This is a genomic window from Stenotrophomonas sp. YJH_SMC_36, assembly GCF_059369935.1.
Map to the genome: position 1 here is coordinate 205817 of NZ_JCAFTD010000001.1, position 18623 is coordinate 224439.

Here is an 18623-nt window from a genome sequence, read left to right on the forward strand (position 1 = left end):
AGATTCCGATTGCGAATTTCGTGGTCGCAGAGTATAGATTACGCAAGGTGGCGGCTGGGGTCGGCACCGGGGAGCGCAAGGGGAAACGCCAGGGGCTGCATCGTGAACCTGTGAGGGAATTCACAGCAGGGCGGTTGCCATTTGCTAAGAATACGTTATTAATGCGCGGTCGCAGTTCTTGCGTCCAAGTGCCCGTCGGCAGGGGAGAAACCGTGGGGCTCATCCCAAAAAGTCAGTCGCCGCTTATTGGCGTCGACATCAGTTCGACTGCGGTAAAGCTGTTGCAGCTTTCCCGCAGTGGCAATCGTTTCCGTGTGGAACATTACGCCGTGGAACCACTGCCGCCGAATGCGGTCGTGGAGAAGAACATCGTCGAGGTGGAGGCCGTGGGTGAGGCCATCCGCCGGGCGTTGAACCGTTCCGGCAGCAAGGCGAAGCAGGCCGCCGCCGCCGTGGCCGGCTCGGCCGTGATCACCAAGGTGATCCCGATGCCGGCCGAGCTCGACGAGAACGACATGGAAGCGCAGATCGAGCTGGAAGCGGTCAACTACATTCCCTATCCGATCGAGGAAGTGAACCTGGACTTCGAGGTGATCGGGGTGATCCCGAACAACCCGGAGATGGTCCAGGTGCTGCTGGCCGCGTCGCGGTCCGAGAATGTGGAACTGCGCCAGTCGGCGCTGGAACTCGGCGGCCTCCAGGCCAAGGTGATGGACGTGGAGGCCTTCGCGGTCGAGAACGCCTTCGCCCTGGTTGCCAGTGAGCTGCCGGTGTCCACCGACGGCGTGGTCGCGCTGGTCGACATCGGCGCCACGATGACCACCCTGAACGTCCTGCGCGGCGGGCGCAGCCTGTACAGCCGCGAACAGGTGTTCGGCGGCAAGCAGCTGACCGACGAGATCATGCGCCGCTACGGCCTGAGCTACGAGGAAGCCGGCCTGGCCAAGCGCCAGGGCGGGCTGCCGGAAAGCTACGAGATGGAAGTGCTGGAGCCGTTCAAGGAAGCCACGGTCCAGCAGATCAGCCGCCTGTTGCAGTTCTTCTACGCCGGCAGCGAATTCAATCGTGTCGATCATATCGTGCTGGCCGGAGGCTGCGCGGTTCTTGGGGGCCTGCCGGAAATGGTCGAGGAGCAGCTGGGTGTGCCGACCGTGGTCGCCAATCCGCTGGCGCAGATGACGCTGGGACCGAAGGTGAACGCGCATGCGCTGGCCCAGGATGCTCCCGCGCTGATGATCGCGACCGGTCTGGCGCTGAGGAGCTTCGACTGATGGCACGCATCAACCTGTTGCCCTGGCGCGCCGAACGGCGCAAGCAACGCCAGCGCGAGTTCTACGCAATGCTGGGCATGGCCGCCGTGGGTGGCCTGCTGCTGTCGCTGATGATCTGGTTCTACTACGACCGCCAGGTCAGCGGCCAGATGGACCGCAATGCCTACCTGCAGGCCGAGATCGACAAGGTCAAGGAGCAGAACAAGGAGATCGACCGCCTCGACGCGCAGAAGGAGCGGCTGCTGGCGCGCAAGAAGGTGATCGAGGAACTGCAGGCCAAGCGCTCGCAGATGGTCCACCTGTTCGACGCGCTGGTGCGCACCATTCCCGATGGCGTCGTGCTGACCGCCCTGAAGCAGGAAGGGGACACCCTTACCCTGGAAGGCCGCACCCAGTCCAACGCCCGCGTTTCGGCGTACATGCGCAACCTGGAGACGTCCGGCTGGATGGCCAGTCCGGAGCTGTCGATCATCGAGGCGCGTGAGCCGGACAAGGACAAGGACGGTCGCCCGGGCCCGGTATCGGACATCAAGGCGCTGCCGTATGTGTTCGTGGTCAAGGTGAAGCTGCCGGCGCAGAGCGAGGAGGCCACCGCGCCGCCGGGCCTGAATGCCGATGGCACCGTGGCACCGGCCGCAGCCGCCGAACCGGTCGCACCGCTGTCAGCCGCGCCCGAAGCCGCCGCGCCCGCCGCACCGGCCACCGCACCCGCCACCACGCCGCCCCCGGCAACGGCCCCGCCAGCCGCTGCGCCGGCCAAGCCGGAGGGCAGCCGCCTGGCACAGCCGCCGCAGGCCTTCCACGCCCCGTTGCAGGGGGATCGCGCATGAGCCAGAAGATCGATCTCAAGAACCTGGATTTCAACGACATCGGCAACTGGCCGCAGAAGGCCAAGATCGTCTTCTGCGCGCTGCTGGCGCTGGTCATCATGTTCGTGGCGTGGATGCTGCTGATCAGTGGCAAGCGCGAGGAACTGGAGGGCCTGGAGCGGCAGGAGACCGAGCTGCGCACCGAGTTCACCAAGCAGCAGGAACGTGCGGTGAACCTGGCGCCGCTGAAGCAGCAGCTGGCACAGATGGAGCAGGTGCTGCAGCAGATGCTGCGGCAGCTGCCGAGCAAGACCGAAATGCCGGACCTGATCATCGACATCTCGCAGACCGCGTTGTCCAGCGGCCTGTCCAACGAGCTGTTCGAACCCGAGTCCGAGCAGATCAAGGAGTTCTACGCCGAGAAGCCGATCAAGCTGCGGATGGTGGGCAGCTACCACCAGTTCGGTGCGTTCGTCAGCGGCGTGGCTTCGTTGCCGCGGGTGGTCATCCTGACTATGCACGACATCAACCTCAAGCCCAAGGACAAGACCAGCGGCAACGTCCGCGCAGGTGCGCTGGAGCTGTCCGGCACGGTCAAGACCTACCGGTATCTGGACGAAGCCGAAGTGCAGGCGCAGCAGAGCGCTGACGCCGGCAAGGAGGGCGGGAAGTGATGCGCGCACAGATCGTACGCGGGTCGATGGTGCTGGCGGTCCTGCTGCTGGCCGGCTGTGGCCGCGGCGTGACCAGCACGCCGGGCGATGCGCCGAACCTGGAGAAGTGGGTGGAGGGCGAGCGTGCGCGACCGGCGCAGCCGCTGGAGCCGCTGCCGGTGATGCAGCAGTTCGAGACCTTCGAATACTCCGCGCAGGGCATGCGCGATCCGTTCACCGATGCCTGGACCAATCCGCAGCAGGGGAACGGCGGATTGCGACCGGACCCGAACCGGCGCAAGGAGCCCCTGGAGGGCTTCCCGCTGGACGCACTGGACATGGTCGGCACCATCGGCACCGGCGGCAGCACCGTCGCGCTGGTGATGGGGCCGGACAAGGTCACCTACCGGGTCCGCCCGGGCGGCTACCTGGGGCAGAGCGACGGGCGGGTCACCGCGGTCTTCGAGGACCGCGTTGAACTGATCGAACTGGTGCCGGATGGCGCGGGTGGTTGGCTGGAACGGCCAGCGACGCTCGCGCTGGAAGATCAATGATCGTTTACTGGGGATAGCACGATGACCTTTCACCAAGCCAAGGGGCTGCGTCCCATCCGGCGCTCTACCTTGAACCGTGTCAGCGCGCTGGGAGTCGCGCTGATGCTGGCCTGCGCTCCGGCGCTGGCCGCCGCACCGGCGGAGAAACCGGCCAGCACCGCGGTGGCCCCTTCGGCCCCGGCGACAACTGGCCTGTCGGTGTCCAAGATCGATTTCAAGCGTGGCGATGACGGCGTCGGCCGCCTGATCCTGCAGTTCGACGGCCAGGGCGCGATTCCCGACCTGCGCACGCAGGGCAGCAACGTCGTGGTCGACGTGGGCAACGCGCGCCTGCCGGCCAACCTGCAGAAGCCGATGAACGTGGTCGACTTTGCCACGCCCGTGCAGCGCATCGATGCCAAGCCATCGGGCGCCGGGACCCAGCTGGTGCTGAGCACGGCGGGTACGGTGGAGTCGCTGGCCTACCAGAGCGGCAACGAATACGTGGTCGAGATCAGTCCGCGACAGGCGCCCGCCGCCGTCGGTGCGGTCAACGCCGGTACGGTCACCCAGGCGGCGAAGGCCGTCGGCCAGCGTGGCTACTCGGGCAAGCCGGTCACCTTCAACTTCCAGGACGTGCCGGTGCGCACGGTGCTGCAGTTGATCGCCGAAGAATCCAACCTCAATGTCGTGGCGTCCGATTCGGTACAGGGCAACGTGACCCTGCGCCTGGTCAACGTTCCGTGGGACCAGGCGCTGGACATCGTGCTGCGCGCGAAGGGCCTGGACAAGCGTCGCGATGGCAGCGTGATCTGGGTCGCGCCGCAGGCCGAGCTGGCCAAGTTCGAGCAGGAGAAGGAAGACGCCCGCATCGCCATCGAGAACCGCGAAGACCTGGTGACCGATTACGTGCAGATCAACTACCACAGCGCCACGCAGATCTTCAAAGCGCTGACCGAGGCCAAGGGCATCGGCGGCGGTGGCGGTGGTGGAAGTGGCGGTTCCTCGTCGCAGGAGGAAAGCGGGTTCCTGTCCACGCGCGGCCGCATCGTTGCCGACGAGCGCACCAACACGCTGATGATCAGCGACATCCCCAAGAAGATCGCACGCATGCGCGAACTGATCGGGGTGATCGATCGTCCAGTGGACCAGGTGCTGATCGAAAGCCGCATCGTGATCGCCACCGACACCTTCGCCCGCGAACTGGGTGCGAAGTTCGGCATTAGCGGCAGCCGCGACAATGTCTACTTCAGCGGCAGCCTCGACGCCAACGCCAAGACCCGCAAATCGCAGGTCGATACCGCGCTGGAGAACGCCAAGGCCGTGCGTGAGTGGCAGGCCGGTGGCAGTGTCGGTCCGGCACCCGTGCCGACCGGCTCGACCATCGAGCGTGGCCTGAACTGGAACCTGCCGGTGGCCCTGGCCAACAACCCGGGTTCGCTGGCGCTGTCGATCCTCAACGCGGGCTACCTGCTGGATGTCGAGTTGTCGGCCATGCAGGAGGAATCGCGTGGCGAAGTGATCTCCAATCCGCGCGTGGTCACCACCAACCAGCGCGAGGCGATGATCAAGCAGGGCAAGGAGATCGGTTACGTCACCATCAGCGGTACCGGTGCCGCCGGGGGCGCGGGTTCGACGCCGAACGTGCAGTTCAAGGAAGTCGTGCTGGAGCTGCGGGTGACCCCGACGATCACCAATGACAACCGCGTGTTCCTGAACATGCAGGTCAAGAAGGATGAAGTCGATCGCCTGATCGAACTGCAGGGCTACGGTACGGTGCCGTCGATCAACCGCCGCGAAGTCAATACCGCGGTGCTGGTCGAGGACGGCCAGACCGTGGTGATCGGCGGTGTGTACGAGTTCACCGATCGCAACAGCATCAGCAAGGTGCCGTTCCTGGGCGATGTGCCGTTCCTGGGCAATCTGTTCAAGAAGCGCGGTCGCAACAAGGACAAGGCCGAGCTGCTGGTGTTCGTGACGCCGAAGGTGCTGCGCGTGGCCAAGCAGAACTGAGCCACCGCCTGCAGCAGGTGCGAAACGGGGCCGCCATGTGCGGCCCCGTCTGCGTTGCGGCCATGCATCCACGCAGGGCGTGGACGCTGTTCAGCGTCTCTTGATGCCATCGCCGGGGCACCCTGCGATGATGTCGGGAACCCGTGCCGTCCTGTGCCGGTCAAAGGCCCTCATGAACCTGCCCCCGCCGATGCCCGAATCTGCAATGCCGGCTGCCACGCCGGCCACGTCCCACCTGCACGCGGCGTTCAACACGTTGCGCGAGGCGCTGTCGGCCGAGATCGTCGGCCAGGCCGCCCTGGTCGAGCGCCTGCTGATCGCGCTGCTGGCTGATGGCCATCTGCTCGTGGAGGGCGCGCCCGGGTTGGCCAAGACCACCGCCATCCGCGCCCTGGCAGCGCGCCTGGAGGCCGATTTCGCGCGCGTGCAGTTCACCCCGGACCTGTTGCCTGCCGATCTGACCGGTACCGAGATCTGGCGCCCGCAGGAAGGCCGTTTCGAATTCGTGCCGGGCCCGATCTTCCATCCGATCCTGCTGGCCGATGAAATCAATCGTGCACCGGCCAAGGTGCAGTCGGCGCTGCTGGAAGCGATGGGCGAGCGCCAGGTCACCGTGGGTCGCCACACCTATGCGTTGCCCTCGTTGTTCCTGGTGATGGCCACGCAGAACCCGATCGAGCAGGAAGGTACCTTCCCGTTGCCCGAAGCGCAGCTGGACCGCTTCCTGATGCATGTGCGCATCGGGTATCCGGACCAGACGGCCGAGGCGGAAATCCTGCGGCTGGCGCGCGAACGTGCGCGCGGCGCGCTGGGTGAAGCCCCGGCGGCGCCGGAGAAAATGCCGATGCAGGATGTCTTCCAGGCGCGTCGCCAGGTACTGGACCTGCACATGGCACCGGCCCTGGAACGCTACCTGGTGGAGCTGGTGCTGGCCTCCCGCGATCCGGCCCGCTACGACCCCGCGCTGGGCCGTCGCATCGCGTGGGGCGCAAGCCCGCGCGGTTCGATCGCGCTGGAGCGTTGCGCGCGTGCGCGCGCATGGTTGGCCGGCCGTGACTTCGTCACCCCTGATGATGTGCGTGCGGTGGCTGCGGACGTGCTGCGCCATCGCGTGCTGCCGAGCTACGAGGCGACCGCCGAAGGGTGGGATGGCGAACGGCTGGTGCAGGAACTGCTGGCCCGGGTGCCGGCACCCTGAGCCTGCGCATGACCGATACATCCCAGGAGCATGGAGTGTCCGCCAGCGAAGGCGATGGACTGCGCCCGCAGCTGGCCGAGCTGGTGGCGCTGCGCCGTCTGGCCCAGCGTCCGCCGCCGCCCCGTCGCGGCCGCGCCGGCAATGCGGGGCAGGCACCATCGCCGCTGCGCGGGCGCGGCATGGAGTACGCCGAATCGCGCGAGTACGTCGCCGGTGACGATGCCCGTCATATCGACTGGCGCGTGACCGCGCGCACCGGTCGTGCCCATACCAAGCTGTTCCAGGCCGAACGCGAACGGGTCAGTCTGATCGTGGCCGATACCTCACCCGCGCTGTACTTCGGCACCCGCGTGCGCTTCAAGTCGGTGCAGGCTGCGCGTGCCGGTGCAGTCGCCGCCTGGTCGGCGCAGCGCCGCGGCGACCGCATCGGTGCGCTGCGCGGTAGTGACCGCGAAGCGCCGGTAGCGCCAGCCGGCGGACCACGTGGCGTGCTGCGCGTGCTCGACGCGCTGACGCGCTGGTATGCGCAACCTCCGGCCGATGACCTGGGTCTGGAGCGCGCGCTGGACCACGCGGCGCGCGTTCTGCGTCCGGGTGCACGGCTGCTGGTGCTGGCCGACCCGCAGCAGGCCATCCGCATTGCGCCGGCGCGATGGGGAGCGCTGGCCCAGCATCACGACCTCAGCCTGGTGCTGCTGGTCGATCCGCTGGAGCTGCAGCCGCCGTCGGCCCCCCTGCAGTTCCTTGCCGCCCAGCAGCGCATCGGACTGGACCTGCGCCGTGGCGACGTGCAGGCGCAGTGGCATGCGCATTTCGTTGAACCGCTGCAGGAACTGCAGCGCCAGCTGGGGGCACGCCGCATCGATGTGCAGGTACTGAGCAGTGATGCGGCCAGCGATGCCTGGCTGGCGCCGGCGCCTACCGAGGTACCCGCATGAGCGCAGCCCTGCCCCTGCGCGATGTGCAGCTGCCACCGGCACCGTCGTGGTGGCCACCGGCCCCCGGCTATCTGATGATCGGGGCGGTTCTGCTGCTGGCGCTGCTGATCCTCGCCCTGTTGTGGTGGCGTCGCCGTCGGCGTCAGCAGCGCTGGTTGCAGGCGTTTGATCGCGAGCTGGCGGGCGCGACCGATGCCGCCGCTGAGGTGGCGGCCATTGCGGGCCTGCTGCGCCGTGCCGCGCGTCAGGCACGGCCGGGCAGCGAAGCGTTGCATGACCACGCCTGGTGGCAGCGGGTGGATCCGCAGGCGACGTTGTCGGCGGCGCAGCGCGATCTGCTTGCCGAGGGCGCGTACCGGCCGCAGGTGGATGCGGCCGATGTCGCAGTGCTGCGCCGCTGGGCACGCGGACGTTACCTGGCGATGCTGCAGGAGCGGCGCCGATGAGTGCGCTGGCGAGTTACTGGCCCTGGCCGGACCTGCAGCTGGCCTGGCCATTGGCGCTGTTGGCGGTGCCGTTGCCGTTGCTGATGCTGGCCTGGAAGCGCCGTGCCGCCCCCGGCGCTGCGCTGCGCGTGCCCTATGCCGCGACCGAACTGGAGGCCCTGGCCGGAGCAGGCCGTATCGATGCGCGCAGGTGGCGTGCGCTGCTGCTGTGGCTGGGCTGGATCGCGCTGTGCGTGGCGCTGGCGCGGCCGCAGCAGTTGGGCGAGGCGACCACACCGCCGCAGCAGGGGCGCCAGATGATGCTGGCGATGGACGTGTCCGGCAGCATGGGCGAGGCCGACATGGTGCTCGGCGGCCAGGCCGTCGATCGGCTGACCGCCGCCAAGGCCGTGCTGGCCGACTTTCTTGACCGTCGTGCAGGCGATCGCATCGGCCTGCTGATCTTTGGTGATCGGGCCTATACGCTGACCCCGCTCACTGCCGACCTGGCCAGCGTCCGCGACCAGCTGCGCGACAGCGTGGTCGGCCTGGCCGGGCGCGAGACCGCCATCGGCGATGCCATCGGCCTTGCAGTCAAGCGCCTGCGCAGCCAGCCCGAGGGCCAGCGTGTGCTGATCCTGCTCACCGATGGCGTCAGCAATGCAGGCGTGCTGGAACCGCTGCGTGCGGCGGAGGTAGCGCGTGCCGAGGGCGTGCGCATCCACACCGTCGCCTTTGGCGGCGATGGCAGCATGCGCTTTCTCGGAATTCCGATTTCCGCCGACCAGGACCCGGTGGACGAGGCGACGCTCAGGCAGATCGCCCGGATGACCGGCGGCCAGTTCTTCCGCGCCCGCGACACTGCCGAGCTTGCAGGCATCTATGCCGAGCTGGACCGGCTGGAGCCCATCGCGGAGAAGGGGCCGGTCCTGCGCCCGCGCGATGAGCGTTATCCCTGGCCGCTGGGCGTGGCGCTGCTGCTCGGTGCGCTTGCGTGGGCATGGCCGGAGCGTCGTCGATGATCGCCCTGGCATCCCATCTGCCGGACTGGAACGCGCTGCATTTCCTGCGGCCTGACTGGCTGTGGGCGTTGGCCGCGCTGCCGTTGATCGTGGCCGTAGCGGTGTATCGACAGCGCCGCAGCGATGCATGGCGGCAGGCGGTCGATGCCCATCTGCTGCCCCATCTGCTGGCGTCGGGGCAGCGCCGTCGCATGCGCCTGCCGTGGGCGCAGCTGCTGGGCTGGACGCTGGCGTGCCTGGCCCTGGCCGGGCCCAGCTGGCGACAGCAGGCGCAGCCGATGTTCCAGGCCAGCGCACCGTTGCTGGTGGTGCTGGACCTGTCCAGCCGGATCACCGCCACCGACCTGCCGCCGTCGCGCCTGCTGCAGGCGCGGGCCAAGATCGGCACGTTGCTGCGCGCCCGCGAGGGTGGCCAGGTTGGGCTGATCGTCTATGCGGACGATGCCTATACCGTCGCTCCGTTGACCGAGGATGCCAGCAATGTCGCGCTCTATCTGGACGCGCTGTCGCCGGATGTCATGCCGCGCGATGGCCAGCGTGCCGATCGTGGCATCGATTGGGCGACACGGCTGATGCGGCAGACCGGCACGCCCCAGGGGCAGATCCTGGTGGTCACCGACCAGGCTGACGATGAGGCCGAACTCGCTGCTTCGCAGGCCCGCAGCCTGGGGCTGCAGGTGTCGGTGCTGGGTCTGGGAACTCCGGGCGGTGCCGCGTACCGCGACAGCAGCGGCCAGATCCGCCAGGCCGCGCTGGACGAAGGCCGCCTGCGCGCCGTGGCGACGGCCGGCGGCGGCCGCTATGTGCGGATCGCCGCCGATGAGCGCGACCTGCGCGCGCTGGGTGTGCTCGATGCCCGTGAGGGCACAGCGCTGCAGCGGCCGGGTACCGGTCACCAATGGCGCGACGAAGGCTTCTGGTTGCTGCCGCCGTTGATGCTGCTTGCGTTGCTGGCGTTCCGACGGCGTGCGCTGCTGGCTGCCGTGCTGGCGGTCGGCCTGTTGCCGTGGACGGACGGCGCGCAGGCGCAGGCGCAGGCACAGACGCGGCCGGTGCAGGGCACGCTGTGGAAGCGGGCGGACCAGGTGCAGCATCAGCGTCTGGCCGAAGGCGTACAGGCCTACCGCCAGGGTGACTTCGCACGTGCCCGGCAGCAGTTCGAAGGGCTCGACACCGCGGCCGGCTGGTACAACCTCGGCAATGTGCTGGCCCGCCAGGGCCAGTACGACGATGCCATAGCCGCCTACGATCGCGCACTGGCCCTGCAGCCGGGGATGGCCGACGCGGTGGCCAACCGGGCTGTTGTGGATGCTGCACGCAAGCGCAAGCCGCCGGGTGGCCAGCGGCAGAACCCGGGACAGCAGAATCCGCCCCGGAAGCCGTCCTCGACGCCGCAGGATCAGCAGGGCCAGCCACAGCAGGGCCAGCCGTCGGGGCAGGGACAGCCGCAGGCGCCCTCGCAGCGCCCCCCGCCCTCAGACGCCGGCGCCCAGCCGCAACCGCGGCTCGGTGAGCGTGGTGATCAGGGGCCGCCGTCACCGCCCCAGGCCGAGGACGCCCATGCGCAGGCCGAGGCCGACGCGCAGCAGCGACAGCGCATGCAGCAGGCCATCGAACAGGGGCGCGAGGGCCGGGAGAAGAATGATCCGACCGTGGCGGGCGATGACGGCCGCACGCCGCGCCAGCGTGAGGAACAACAGGCGGTGGACGCCTGGATGCGGCGCGTGCCGGATGATCCGGGCGCGTTGCTGCGTGCCAAGTTCCAGCTGGAAAACGAACGCAGGAAGAGGGAAGGGCGATGAACATGCACGGCCTACGCCGGTGTGCGGCAATGCTGCTGCTGTGGCTGCCATTGATGGCCTGGGCACAGCCGCGGGCATGGCTGGACCGCGATCGCATCGCGATGGGCGATACGGTCACCCTCAACGTGCAGAGTGATGCCGGTGCGCCCGACTTCGCGCCGCTGCGCGGTGACTTCGATCTCAGTGGGCAGACCAGCAGCCGCCAGGTGGAGTGGAGCAACGGCAGCATGCAGCAACGCAGTCTGTATGGCGTGGCACTGACACCGCGACGCAGTGGCGCGCTGACGATCCCGGCCCTGCAGGTGGGTACTGCGCAGACCGCACCGCTGACGTTGCAGGTGGACGCCGCCGCCCCGGTCACCGCTGCCAACGGTGCGGCCATGGCGTTCATACAGACCGATGTCGACGATGACACGCCCTACGTGCAGCAGAGCGTTGGCGTGGTCGTGCGCCTGTTCTTCGCCTCGCAGCTGGCCTCCGGCGAGCTCATCGTGGATACGCCCGCCGGTGCCTCGCTGCAGCGGGTGGGCGACGACCGCACCGACGTGAGGCAGGTCAATGGACGCCGCTACAACGTGGTCGAGCGCCGCTTCCTGCTGATTCCCGAGCGCAGCGGGACACTGCGCCTGGCCGGCGCGCGCTTCAACGGCCGCAGCGCAGGCGGCTTCTTCGATGACTTTTTCGGAGGGGGCGATGGCCGCATGAACGCCACCGGCGCCGACCGCACGCTGCAGGTGCAGGCACAGCCGGCGCAGGCGCCGCAGCCGTGGCTGCCGTTGCAGGGCCTGCAGTTGCGCTATACCAGCGCGCCGAGTACTGCACGTACCGGCGAGGCGGCCACCATCGTGGTCGAAGCGATCGCCGAAGGTGCCACCCGTGCCCAGTTCACCGACCTTCCGGTTCCGGACCTCGGCACGGCGGCGCAGGTGTTCGCCGAACCGGCGCAGTACGAAGAGACCTTCACTGGCAGCACCCCGCGGTTGAAGATCACCCGTCGTTACTCCGTCGTGCCCCGCCAGCCGGGTCCGCTGCAGGTGCCGGGGCCGAGGGTGTCATGGTGGAACGTGCGCGACGGCAGCGCGCAGCAGGCACGACTGCCGGACCTGGCACTGACGGTCAGCGCCGGTACGGGCACTGCCGCGCCCGCCCCGCCGCCGCCGATCGACACCGATGCAGCGCTGCCCGACGACGACACGCGCATTGCGGCCACCGATCCGATCGCCTCGGGGACGCCGAGCCAGCCCTGGCCCTGGATTGCCGCGGTGATCGGCCTGGCGCTGCTGTGGCTGCTGACCCTGCTGTGGGGCTGGCAGCGCGGACGCGGCGGGCCGTCCATGCGCGGTGCCACTCGCCCGCCGGGGCCGCCGTCCGGGCCGGAAGCCAGCGAAGGACGCGGCAGCGTCGCCGAACTGCGCCGGGTGCTGGACGGCGAGGGCTTCGACCAGGTCGAAGCGCAGCTGTGCGCGATGGCAGGTGTACCGCGGCTGGAGCAGGTCATCGCCAGGCTGGGTGATCCGATCCAGCGCCGAGTGCTGCAGGACCTCCAGCAGGTGCGATGGGGCGGGCAGGGAGAGCCGGCACCGCTGCGTGTGCGGTTGCGCGAGGCCTTCCGTGACGGACCACACTGGTCGGGTACCGCCCGCGGCACCGACACTGGGCTGGCGCCGCTGTATCCGCAGCGCCGAACCTGAACCGGCGCCGCTTGCGCGCTTTGTTAGAGTGCATTCATTTTTCGAGGAAACCTGCGTATGACAGCAGCTGCCGCCGGCAAGAAGACGTTGCCCCTGCACTGGAAGATGGGCATCGGCTTCGCGATCGGCCTGATCCTGGGACTGACCGTGCACGCCCTGGGTGGCAGCGTCGATGGTCTGCAGACCGGTGCCAAGTGGGTCATGGACTACATCACCACGCCTGCATCGGGGCTGTTCCTCAACCTGATCTTCATGCTGATCGTGCCGTTGATCTTCTCGGCGCTGATCATGGGCGTGTCGGAGATGGGCGACATCCGCGCCCTCGGCCGCATCGGCTGGAAGACGCTGGCCTATACCGTGCTGCTGTCCGGCATCGCCGTGGCCATCGGCCTGGTGCTGGTCAACCTGCTCAAGCCCGGCGTCGGCGTCGATCCGCAGACCGCCGCGCTGATGCTCTCGGAGAACGCCGAACGCAGCAAGGAGATCGTCGCCGGCATCCATGGCACGCCGAAGGGCATGGACATGCTGCTGTCGATCGTGCCGAGCAACGTGCTGCAGGCGGCCTCCGACAACGGCGCGATCCTCTCGCTGATGTTCTTCGCGCTGATGTTCGGCATCGGCATGGTGCTGACCGATGACGAGAAGGTCGCCCCGCTGCGCCGCGCCATCGAAGGCGTGTTCGAAATCTCGATGACCCTGATCAATCTGGTCATCCGCCTGGCACCGTATGCGGTGGCCTGCTTCATGTTCAACCTGGCCGCGCTGTTCGGTTTCGAGCTGATCATCCGCCTGGGCGCCTACGTGGGCGTGGTGGTGCTGGCACTGGGCCTGCACATGGTGGTGACCTACGGCGCCGCCGTGTGGCTGTCGGGCCGTTCGCCGCTGTCGTTCTTCCGCGATACCCAGGAAGCGACGGTGATGGCCTTCTCCACCGCCTCCAGCAACGCCACCCTGCCGACCGCGCTGCGCGTGGCCGACCAGATGGGCCTGCCGCAGCGCGTGTCCCGCTTCGTGCTGACCGTGGGCGCCACCGCCAACCAGAACGGCACGGCGCTGTTCGAGGGCGTGACGGTGATCTTCCTGGCCCAGTTCTTCGGCGTGGACCTGAGCATCGGCCAGCAGATCATGGTGATGGCGGTGTGCATCCTGGGGGGCATCGGTACCGCGGGCGTGCCGTCGGGTTCGCTGCCGGTGGTGGCGATGATCTGCGCCATGGTGGGGGTCAACCCGCTGGGTATCGGCCTGATCCTGGGCGTGAACCATTTCCTGGACATGTGCCGCACGGCGCTGAACGTGACCGGCGATCTGGCGCTGACCACCCTGGTGGCCAAGGGCGAGGGCCACGACGGCCCGGCGCTGGTTCCCGACCGCGACTGAGTCCTGGCGACCTGATCGGGGTCGGATTCCTTTCCGCACGGAAAGGGCTCCGACCCCTTTTCACATGCGGAATCCGGCGGAGATCACGACGTTGCCGGCCAGCGTCCGCACGACCTGGCAAGTGGAACTGACCCCCACCCGGTGACTATGGGACAATAGGCCGCCCGCACGTCCGCGGCCGCCTCCCGATTCCGACAGAACCATGACGCAGCCTACCCGTCGCCAGTTGGCCAACGCCATCCGCTTCCTTGCCGCCGATGCGGTTGAAACCGCAAAGTCCGGCCACCCCGGCATGCCCATGGGCATGGCCGACATCGCCGAAGTGCTCTGGAACGACTACCTTCGCCACAACCCGAGCAATCCGCACTGGTTCAACCGCGACCGTTTCGTGCTGTCCAACGGCCACGGCTCGATGCTGCAGTACGCGCTGCTGCACCTGAGCGGTTACGACCTGCCGATCGAGCAGCTCAAGCTGTTCCGCCAGCTTGGCAGCCACACCGCCGGTCACCCGGAACGCCATGAAACCCCCGGCGTGGAAACCACCACCGGCCCGCTGGGCCAGGGTTTCGCCAATGCCGTGGGCTTCGCCCTGGCCGAGAAGCTGCTGGCGCAGCGCTTCAACCGTCCGGAACTGGAAGTGGTCGACCATCGCACCTGGGTGTTCATGGGCGATGGCTGCCTGATGGAAGGCGTCTCGCATGAAGCCGCTTCGCTGGCCGGCACCTGGGGCCTGCACAAGCTGGTCTGCTTCTGGGACAACAACCACATCTCCATCGATGGCAACGTCGAAGGCTGGTTCACCGACAACACGCCGGAGCGTTTCGAGGCCTATGGCTGGAACGTGGTCCGCGATGTCGATGGTCACGACCCGGAGAGCATCAAGGCCGGCATCGAGGCCGCGCTGTCGCAGAGCGACAAGCCGACCCTGATCTGCTGCCGCACCACGATCGGCTTTGGTTCGCCGAACAAGGCCGGCAAGGAATCCAGCCACGGTGCCCCGCTGGGCAAGGACGAGCTGGAAGCCACCCGCAAGCAGCTGGGCTGGGAGTACGGCCCGTTTGAAATCCCGCAGGCCATCTACGATGGCTGGCGCGCCAACGGTGCCGGCACCCTGCGCCAGGCCGAATGGGAACAGCTGTTCGACAAGTATGCGGCCCAGTATCCGGCCGAAGCCGCTGAACTGACCCGTCGTTCGCACGGCGAACTGCCGGCCGACTTCGTTGCCCAGGCCGACGCGTACATCGCCAAGGTCGCGGCTGAAGGCCCGACGATCGCCTCGCGCAAGGCCTCGCAGCTGGCCATCGAGGCCTTCGCGCCGCTGCTGCCGGAAATCGTCGGCGGCTCGGCCGACCTGGCGCACTCCAACCTGACCCTGTGGAAGGGCAGCACCTCGGTCGCCAGCGACGACGCCAACGCCAACTACGTGTACTACGGCGTGCGCGAGTTCGGCATGACCGCGATCGCCAACGGCCTGGCGCTGCATGGCGGCTTCATTCCGTTCGATGCCACCTTCCTGGTGTTCAGCGATTACGCCCGCAACGGCGTTCGCATGAGCGCGCTGATCCCGGCTCATGCCATCCACGTCTACACCCACGATTCGATCGGCCTGGGCGAAGACGGTCCGACCCACCAGCCGGTGGAGCATCTGGCCTCGCTGCGCTACATCCCGAACAACGATGTGTGGCGCCCGTGCGATGCCGTCGAGTCGGCGGTGAGCTGGAAGGCGGCGATCACCCGCCAGGACGGCCCGAGCTGCCTGGTATTCAGCCGTCAGAACCTGCCGCACCAGCCACGGAGCGCCGAGCAGATCGCGCAGATCGAGCGTGGCGGCTACGTGCTGGCCGACGCTGCCGGTACCCCGGACGTGATCCTGATCGCCACCGGTTCGGAAGTCTCGCTGGCCACGGAAGCGAAAGCCCAGCTGGACGCGGCCGGCCTCAAGACCCGCGTGGTCTCGATGCCGTCCACCGATGTGTTCCTGCGCCAGGATGCGGCATATCGTGAATCGGTGCTGCCGAACGCCGTGCGTAAGCGCGTGGCGGTGGAAGCCGGCGTCACTGGTTTCTGGCGCCAGTTCGTCGGCCTGGACGGTGCGGTGATCGGTATCGACACCTTCGGTGCCTCGGCCCCGGCCGACCAGCTGTACAAGCACTTCGGTATCACCGCCGCGCACGTGGTGGACGCCGCCAAGGCGCTGTAAGCAGCATCGCGATGTGATGCAGGAAAGGCCGGCGCAAGCCGGCCTTTCCTTTTGGGCTGGCGCCGGGCCATGCCCGGCGGATCGGCTGCTCGCCGGGCATGGCCCGGCGCTACCGGCTTCAGGCCGTGCGTGCCAGCGCCAGCCGCAGCAGGCGCGCGTCCAGCCGCTCGTTGAAGTCCTTCGGTGACTGCAGGCCCATGCGCTGCAGGTACACCGCATCGCCGTCGCCGGCCGGTTGGCGCAGCGCTGCCCAGACGGTACGCAGCTTGTCGCCGCGGGTCTGCGTGTTGGCCTTCAACCAGCCCAGCACCTTCACCAGCACCTGCTCGATCTCATTGAAGTCGCTGCCCAGCGGGTAGTCGGGCAGGGTGCCGTCGGAACGGAAGGGTGCCAACGCTGCGGCCAGGGCCTGCGGTGTATTGCGCTGCAGCCGCTGCGGATCGGGCTGCGGTGCGGCCAGCAGCTTGCGTGCGGCCTGTGCCTGCTGCAGCAGGCCCTGCTGGAACGGCGCCTCGGTGATCGCCGCCATCGCCTGCACGCAGTCCTCGTCGGTCAACCCGCGCAGGTCGGCGATGCCGTACTCGTCCAGGTAGATATCACGCAGATGGCGGGGAATGGTGGTGTGGCCATAATTCCAGCGCACGTTCGATTCGCGATGGCCCTTGTCATCGCGCGCGGCGCGGAACATCAGCACGCTGCGTGCTTCCGGCAGGGCATGGGCCATCGCCACGAAGTTGTACTGGCCGCCGACGCCGGACACCACGCGGCCATCGTCCAGGGCATCGGAGACCGCCGCGCCCAGCGCAGTGGCCATCATGCAGGAATTGAAGAAGCGTGCATGGCGGCGCTGCAGGCGCTCCAGCGTCTCGTTGCCGCCGTAAAGCTGGTTGATCTCACTGATGCGGCGCATGCCGATGGCGCGACGTTCATCCGCCGGCAGCTCGCGCAGCCACTGGTAGAACTCCGGCGAGCCCAGGTAGAACGCGCCATGCAGGTATTCGCCTTCGGCGGCCAGCGTGGCATGGTCGATGGACAGCGTGCTGCCGTTCTCGATGCGCTGCATCAGCGCGAGGTCGTCATGCACCTTGCGCTTGATCACGCCGGTCTGGACCAGCCGCCGGAAGCCCTCGTTGAGCATCTCGCTGCAGCCGTACAGGCCGATCTCGAACGGCTCCAGGCCGCCGATTTCCTGTACCAGCGGATGCCGCGCAAGCTGCGGGTCCAGCGCGTGCAGCACGCGCCGGTAGCGCGCGTTGTCGGTATGCCGCAGCACCAGTGCATGGCTGAGTGCATCGGCCAGCGTGCCGATGCCGATCTGCAGCGTGCCGCCATCGCGCACCAGGGTGCTGGCATACAGGCCGATCGCATAGTCGGCGTCGGCGACCGGCTGCCGCGGCAGGCCGAACAGCGCCGGATACGGCGGCGGCGGGGTGATGACCAGGTCGAAGAAGGACACATCGACCGTGGCGGTGCCGCCCAGATAAGGCAGCTGCGGATCGATCTCGGCCACCATCAGCGGACGCGGCAGGCCGCGTGCGGCGATTGCATCGAGCGTGTCCTGGGTGATGTCGTTGTTGCAGGACAACGAGAGGCGGCGATCGTCCGGGCGCATCGCCACCTTCTGCACGATTACATGCGGCGCGCGCTGGGCCACTGCATCAGCGGCATGGGTGTAGTTGAGGCTGGTGTAGCTGGACTGCGCCTGCCGGGAACCGAGCAGGGCGCCGGACTGCATGTAGAACTCCTCCACCTGCACATGGGCGGGCAGTGCGTCACGGGCGATCGCGTCGGCATAGGCCAGGCGGGGGAAATCCTCGCCGAAATGGCGCTGCGCGAAGGGGCCCAGGAAGCGGGCCTCCAGGCCGCTGCCCCGCACCTTCGGCGGATTCAACGACAGGGCAGTGTAGAGCTGGAGGGGGTGCGAGGGATCGTTCTCGACCCGTGCATACAGTGCATTGAGCAACCGGTGTGGCTTGCCCAGCGCCAGCGGTGCTCCGATCCGCAGCGGCCCTTCCACGCGCGCGAACAGCCAATCGACGGCGGCGTCCAGGTCGGTGAGGTGTTCGGTCATCCGGGGCAGTCCTGCGTAAGGGGAGTTCCGGCATTACAGCATGTCGGGCTTGAACCGCCGTCGACGCGAGACTTCCGCACCGGCCACCATGAAGCGGCCATCGCCACGGTAGTGCACGGTGCGCGGCAGTTTCGGCCGTGGCGCGACGTGGGCACGCACGATCTCCCAGATGAAAAGGTTGCTGGTCTCGATCTGGCTGTCGTCGTACAGGCGGCACTCGAAGCACGAATGGCACTGGCCGACCAGCGGCGCGCCGACCTCGCGGGCGGGCAGGGCATCCAGGCCGAAGTGCGCGAACTTGTCGACCTCCCGCCCGCTGCAGTTGCCGATGTCCACTACGGTATCGAGCAGCTCCACGCCCGGCACATTGATCACGCATTCGCCGCTGCCCCGCGCCAGCGCGAAGCTGTGGTTCTCGTTCCACAGATAGGTCGCCACCAGTGATGGCGAGAAGCCCATCACCATGTGCCAGCCCATCGTCATCAGGTTGCGCTGGCCACGCCACGCGGTGCTGACCAGCACGATCGGGCCGGGTTCGAGGAAGCGGCGGGCCTGTTCGACGGGGAAATCCTTCTTGGGCAGCGGTTTCATGCGCACTCCGGGGCCGGGACGGCCGATGC

Annotated in this window: 15 protein-coding genes; 13 read left to right on the plus strand and 2 right to left on the minus strand. The window is 68.0% G+C overall.

Going from position 1 to position 18623, the window contains the following annotated elements; all coding sequences use genetic code 11:
* The first annotated feature begins 212 nt into the window (after positions 1-212).
* From AC5P76_RS00870 to tkt, 13 genes are all read left to right on the plus strand, one after another.
* On the plus strand, positions 213-1271 hold the full coding sequence (locus tag AC5P76_RS00870; RefSeq protein WP_053518451.1) for a pilus assembly protein PilM: 1059 nt from the start codon (positions 213-215) through the stop codon (positions 1269-1271).
* On the plus strand, positions 1271-2101 hold the full coding sequence (locus AC5P76_RS00875; protein ID WP_253118325.1) for a PilN domain-containing protein: 831 nt from the start codon (positions 1271-1273) through the stop codon (positions 2099-2101). The genes AC5P76_RS00870 and AC5P76_RS00875 overlap by 1 nt, the downstream gene beginning before the upstream one ends.
* Positions 2098-2754, plus strand: coding sequence for a type IV pilus inner membrane component PilO (locus AC5P76_RS00880; RefSeq protein WP_053518455.1), 657 nt, complete (start codon positions 2098-2100; stop codon positions 2752-2754). The genes AC5P76_RS00875 and AC5P76_RS00880 overlap by 4 nt, the downstream gene beginning before the upstream one ends.
* Complete coding sequence (locus AC5P76_RS00885) at positions 2754-3287, plus strand: pilus assembly protein PilP (protein WP_053518457.1); 534 nt, start codon at positions 2754-2756, stop codon at positions 3285-3287. Before AC5P76_RS00880 ends, AC5P76_RS00885 begins: the two co-directional genes overlap by 1 nt.
* A gap of 21 nt (positions 3288-3308) precedes the next feature.
* Complete coding sequence (locus AC5P76_RS00890) at positions 3309-5279, plus strand: type IV pilus secretin PilQ (RefSeq protein WP_053518459.1); 1971 nt, start codon at positions 3309-3311, stop codon at positions 5277-5279.
* 172 nt (positions 5280-5451) lie between these two features.
* A complete protein-coding gene (locus AC5P76_RS00895; protein ID WP_065175742.1) occupies positions 5452-6477 on the plus strand; it encodes an AAA family ATPase in 1026 nt (341 codons plus the stop codon).
* Positions 6478-6485: 8 nt separating this feature from the next.
* Positions 6486-7415: a DUF58 domain-containing protein gene (locus AC5P76_RS00900; protein WP_053518463.1), complete on the plus strand. Its 930-nt coding sequence runs from the start codon at positions 6486-6488 to the stop codon at positions 7413-7415.
* On the plus strand, positions 7412-7861 hold the full coding sequence (locus AC5P76_RS00905; RefSeq protein WP_253118326.1) for a DUF4381 family protein: 450 nt from the start codon (positions 7412-7414) through the stop codon (positions 7859-7861). Before AC5P76_RS00900 ends, AC5P76_RS00905 begins: the two co-directional genes overlap by 4 nt.
* Entirely contained in the window at positions 7858-8862 is a 1005-nt protein-coding gene (locus tag AC5P76_RS00910) for a vWA domain-containing protein (RefSeq protein ID WP_253118327.1), read from the plus strand. The genes AC5P76_RS00905 and AC5P76_RS00910 overlap by 4 nt, the downstream gene beginning before the upstream one ends.
* Complete coding sequence (locus AC5P76_RS00915) at positions 8859-10664, plus strand: tetratricopeptide repeat protein (protein WP_253118328.1); 1806 nt, start codon at positions 8859-8861, stop codon at positions 10662-10664. The genes AC5P76_RS00910 and AC5P76_RS00915 overlap by 4 nt, the downstream gene beginning before the upstream one ends.
* Positions 10661-12355, plus strand: a complete 1695-nt coding sequence (locus AC5P76_RS00920; RefSeq protein ID WP_253118329.1) for a BatD family protein — start codon at positions 10661-10663, stop codon at positions 12353-12355. The genes AC5P76_RS00915 and AC5P76_RS00920 overlap by 4 nt, the downstream gene beginning before the upstream one ends.
* Before the next feature lie 57 nt (positions 12356-12412).
* A complete protein-coding gene (locus tag AC5P76_RS00925; protein WP_053518469.1) occupies positions 12413-13732 on the plus strand; it encodes a dicarboxylate/amino acid:cation symporter in 1320 nt (439 codons plus the stop codon).
* A gap of 202 nt (positions 13733-13934) precedes the next feature.
* Positions 13935-15932 carry a transketolase gene (gene tkt / locus AC5P76_RS00930; protein ID WP_053518470.1) on the plus strand — a complete coding sequence of 666 codons (1998 nt, stop codon included), beginning with the start codon at positions 13935-13937 and terminating at the stop codon, positions 15930-15932.
* A gap of 118 nt (positions 15933-16050) precedes the next feature.
* Here tkt and AC5P76_RS00935 read toward each other — a convergent pair whose 3' ends face one another.
* On the minus strand, positions 16051-18003 hold the full coding sequence (locus tag AC5P76_RS00935; RefSeq protein WP_253118330.1) for an acetyl-CoA hydrolase/transferase C-terminal domain-containing protein: 1953 nt from the start codon (positions 18001-18003) through the stop codon (positions 16051-16053).
* Positions 18004-18036: 33 nt separating this feature from the next.
* Positions 18037-18594, minus strand: a complete 558-nt coding sequence (locus AC5P76_RS00940) for a flavin reductase family protein (protein ID WP_053518474.1) — start codon at positions 18592-18594, stop codon at positions 18037-18039.
* Positions 18595-18623: the final 29 nt, after the last annotated feature.

Coding starts and splice junctions, on each gene's coding strand:
- AC5P76_RS00875 (WP_253118325.1), top strand. CDS start 1,271: ATGGCACGCATCAACCTGTTGCCCTGGCGCGCCGAACGGCGCAAGCAA.
- AC5P76_RS00880 (WP_053518455.1), top strand. CDS start 2,098: ATGAGCCAGAAGATCGATCTCAAGAACCTGGATTTCAACGACATCGGC.
- AC5P76_RS00885 (WP_053518457.1), top strand. CDS start 2,754: ATGCGCGCACAGATCGTACGCGGGTCGATGGTGCTGGCGGTCCTGCTG.
- AC5P76_RS00890 (WP_053518459.1), top strand. CDS start 3,309: ATGACCTTTCACCAAGCCAAGGGGCTGCGTCCCATCCGGCGCTCTACC.
- AC5P76_RS00895 (WP_065175742.1), top strand. CDS start 5,452: ATGAACCTGCCCCCGCCGATGCCCGAATCTGCAATGCCGGCTGCCACG.
- AC5P76_RS00900 (WP_053518463.1), top strand. CDS start 6,486: ATGACCGATACATCCCAGGAGCATGGAGTGTCCGCCAGCGAAGGCGAT.
- AC5P76_RS00905 (WP_253118326.1), top strand. CDS start 7,412: ATGAGCGCAGCCCTGCCCCTGCGCGATGTGCAGCTGCCACCGGCACCG.
- AC5P76_RS00910 (WP_253118327.1), top strand. CDS start 7,858: ATGAGTGCGCTGGCGAGTTACTGGCCCTGGCCGGACCTGCAGCTGGCC.
- AC5P76_RS00915 (WP_253118328.1), top strand. CDS start 8,859: ATGATCGCCCTGGCATCCCATCTGCCGGACTGGAACGCGCTGCATTTC.
- AC5P76_RS00920 (WP_253118329.1), top strand. CDS start 10,661: ATGAACATGCACGGCCTACGCCGGTGTGCGGCAATGCTGCTGCTGTGG.
- AC5P76_RS00925 (WP_053518469.1), top strand. CDS start 12,413: ATGACAGCAGCTGCCGCCGGCAAGAAGACGTTGCCCCTGCACTGGAAG.
- tkt (WP_053518470.1), top strand. CDS start 13,935: ATGACGCAGCCTACCCGTCGCCAGTTGGCCAACGCCATCCGCTTCCTT.
- AC5P76_RS00935 (WP_253118330.1), bottom strand. CDS start 18,003: ATGACCGAACACCTCACCGACCTGGACGCCGCCGTCGATTGGCTGTTC.
- AC5P76_RS00940 (WP_053518474.1), bottom strand. CDS start 18,594: ATGAAACCGCTGCCCAAGAAGGATTTCCCCGTCGAACAGGCCCGCCGC.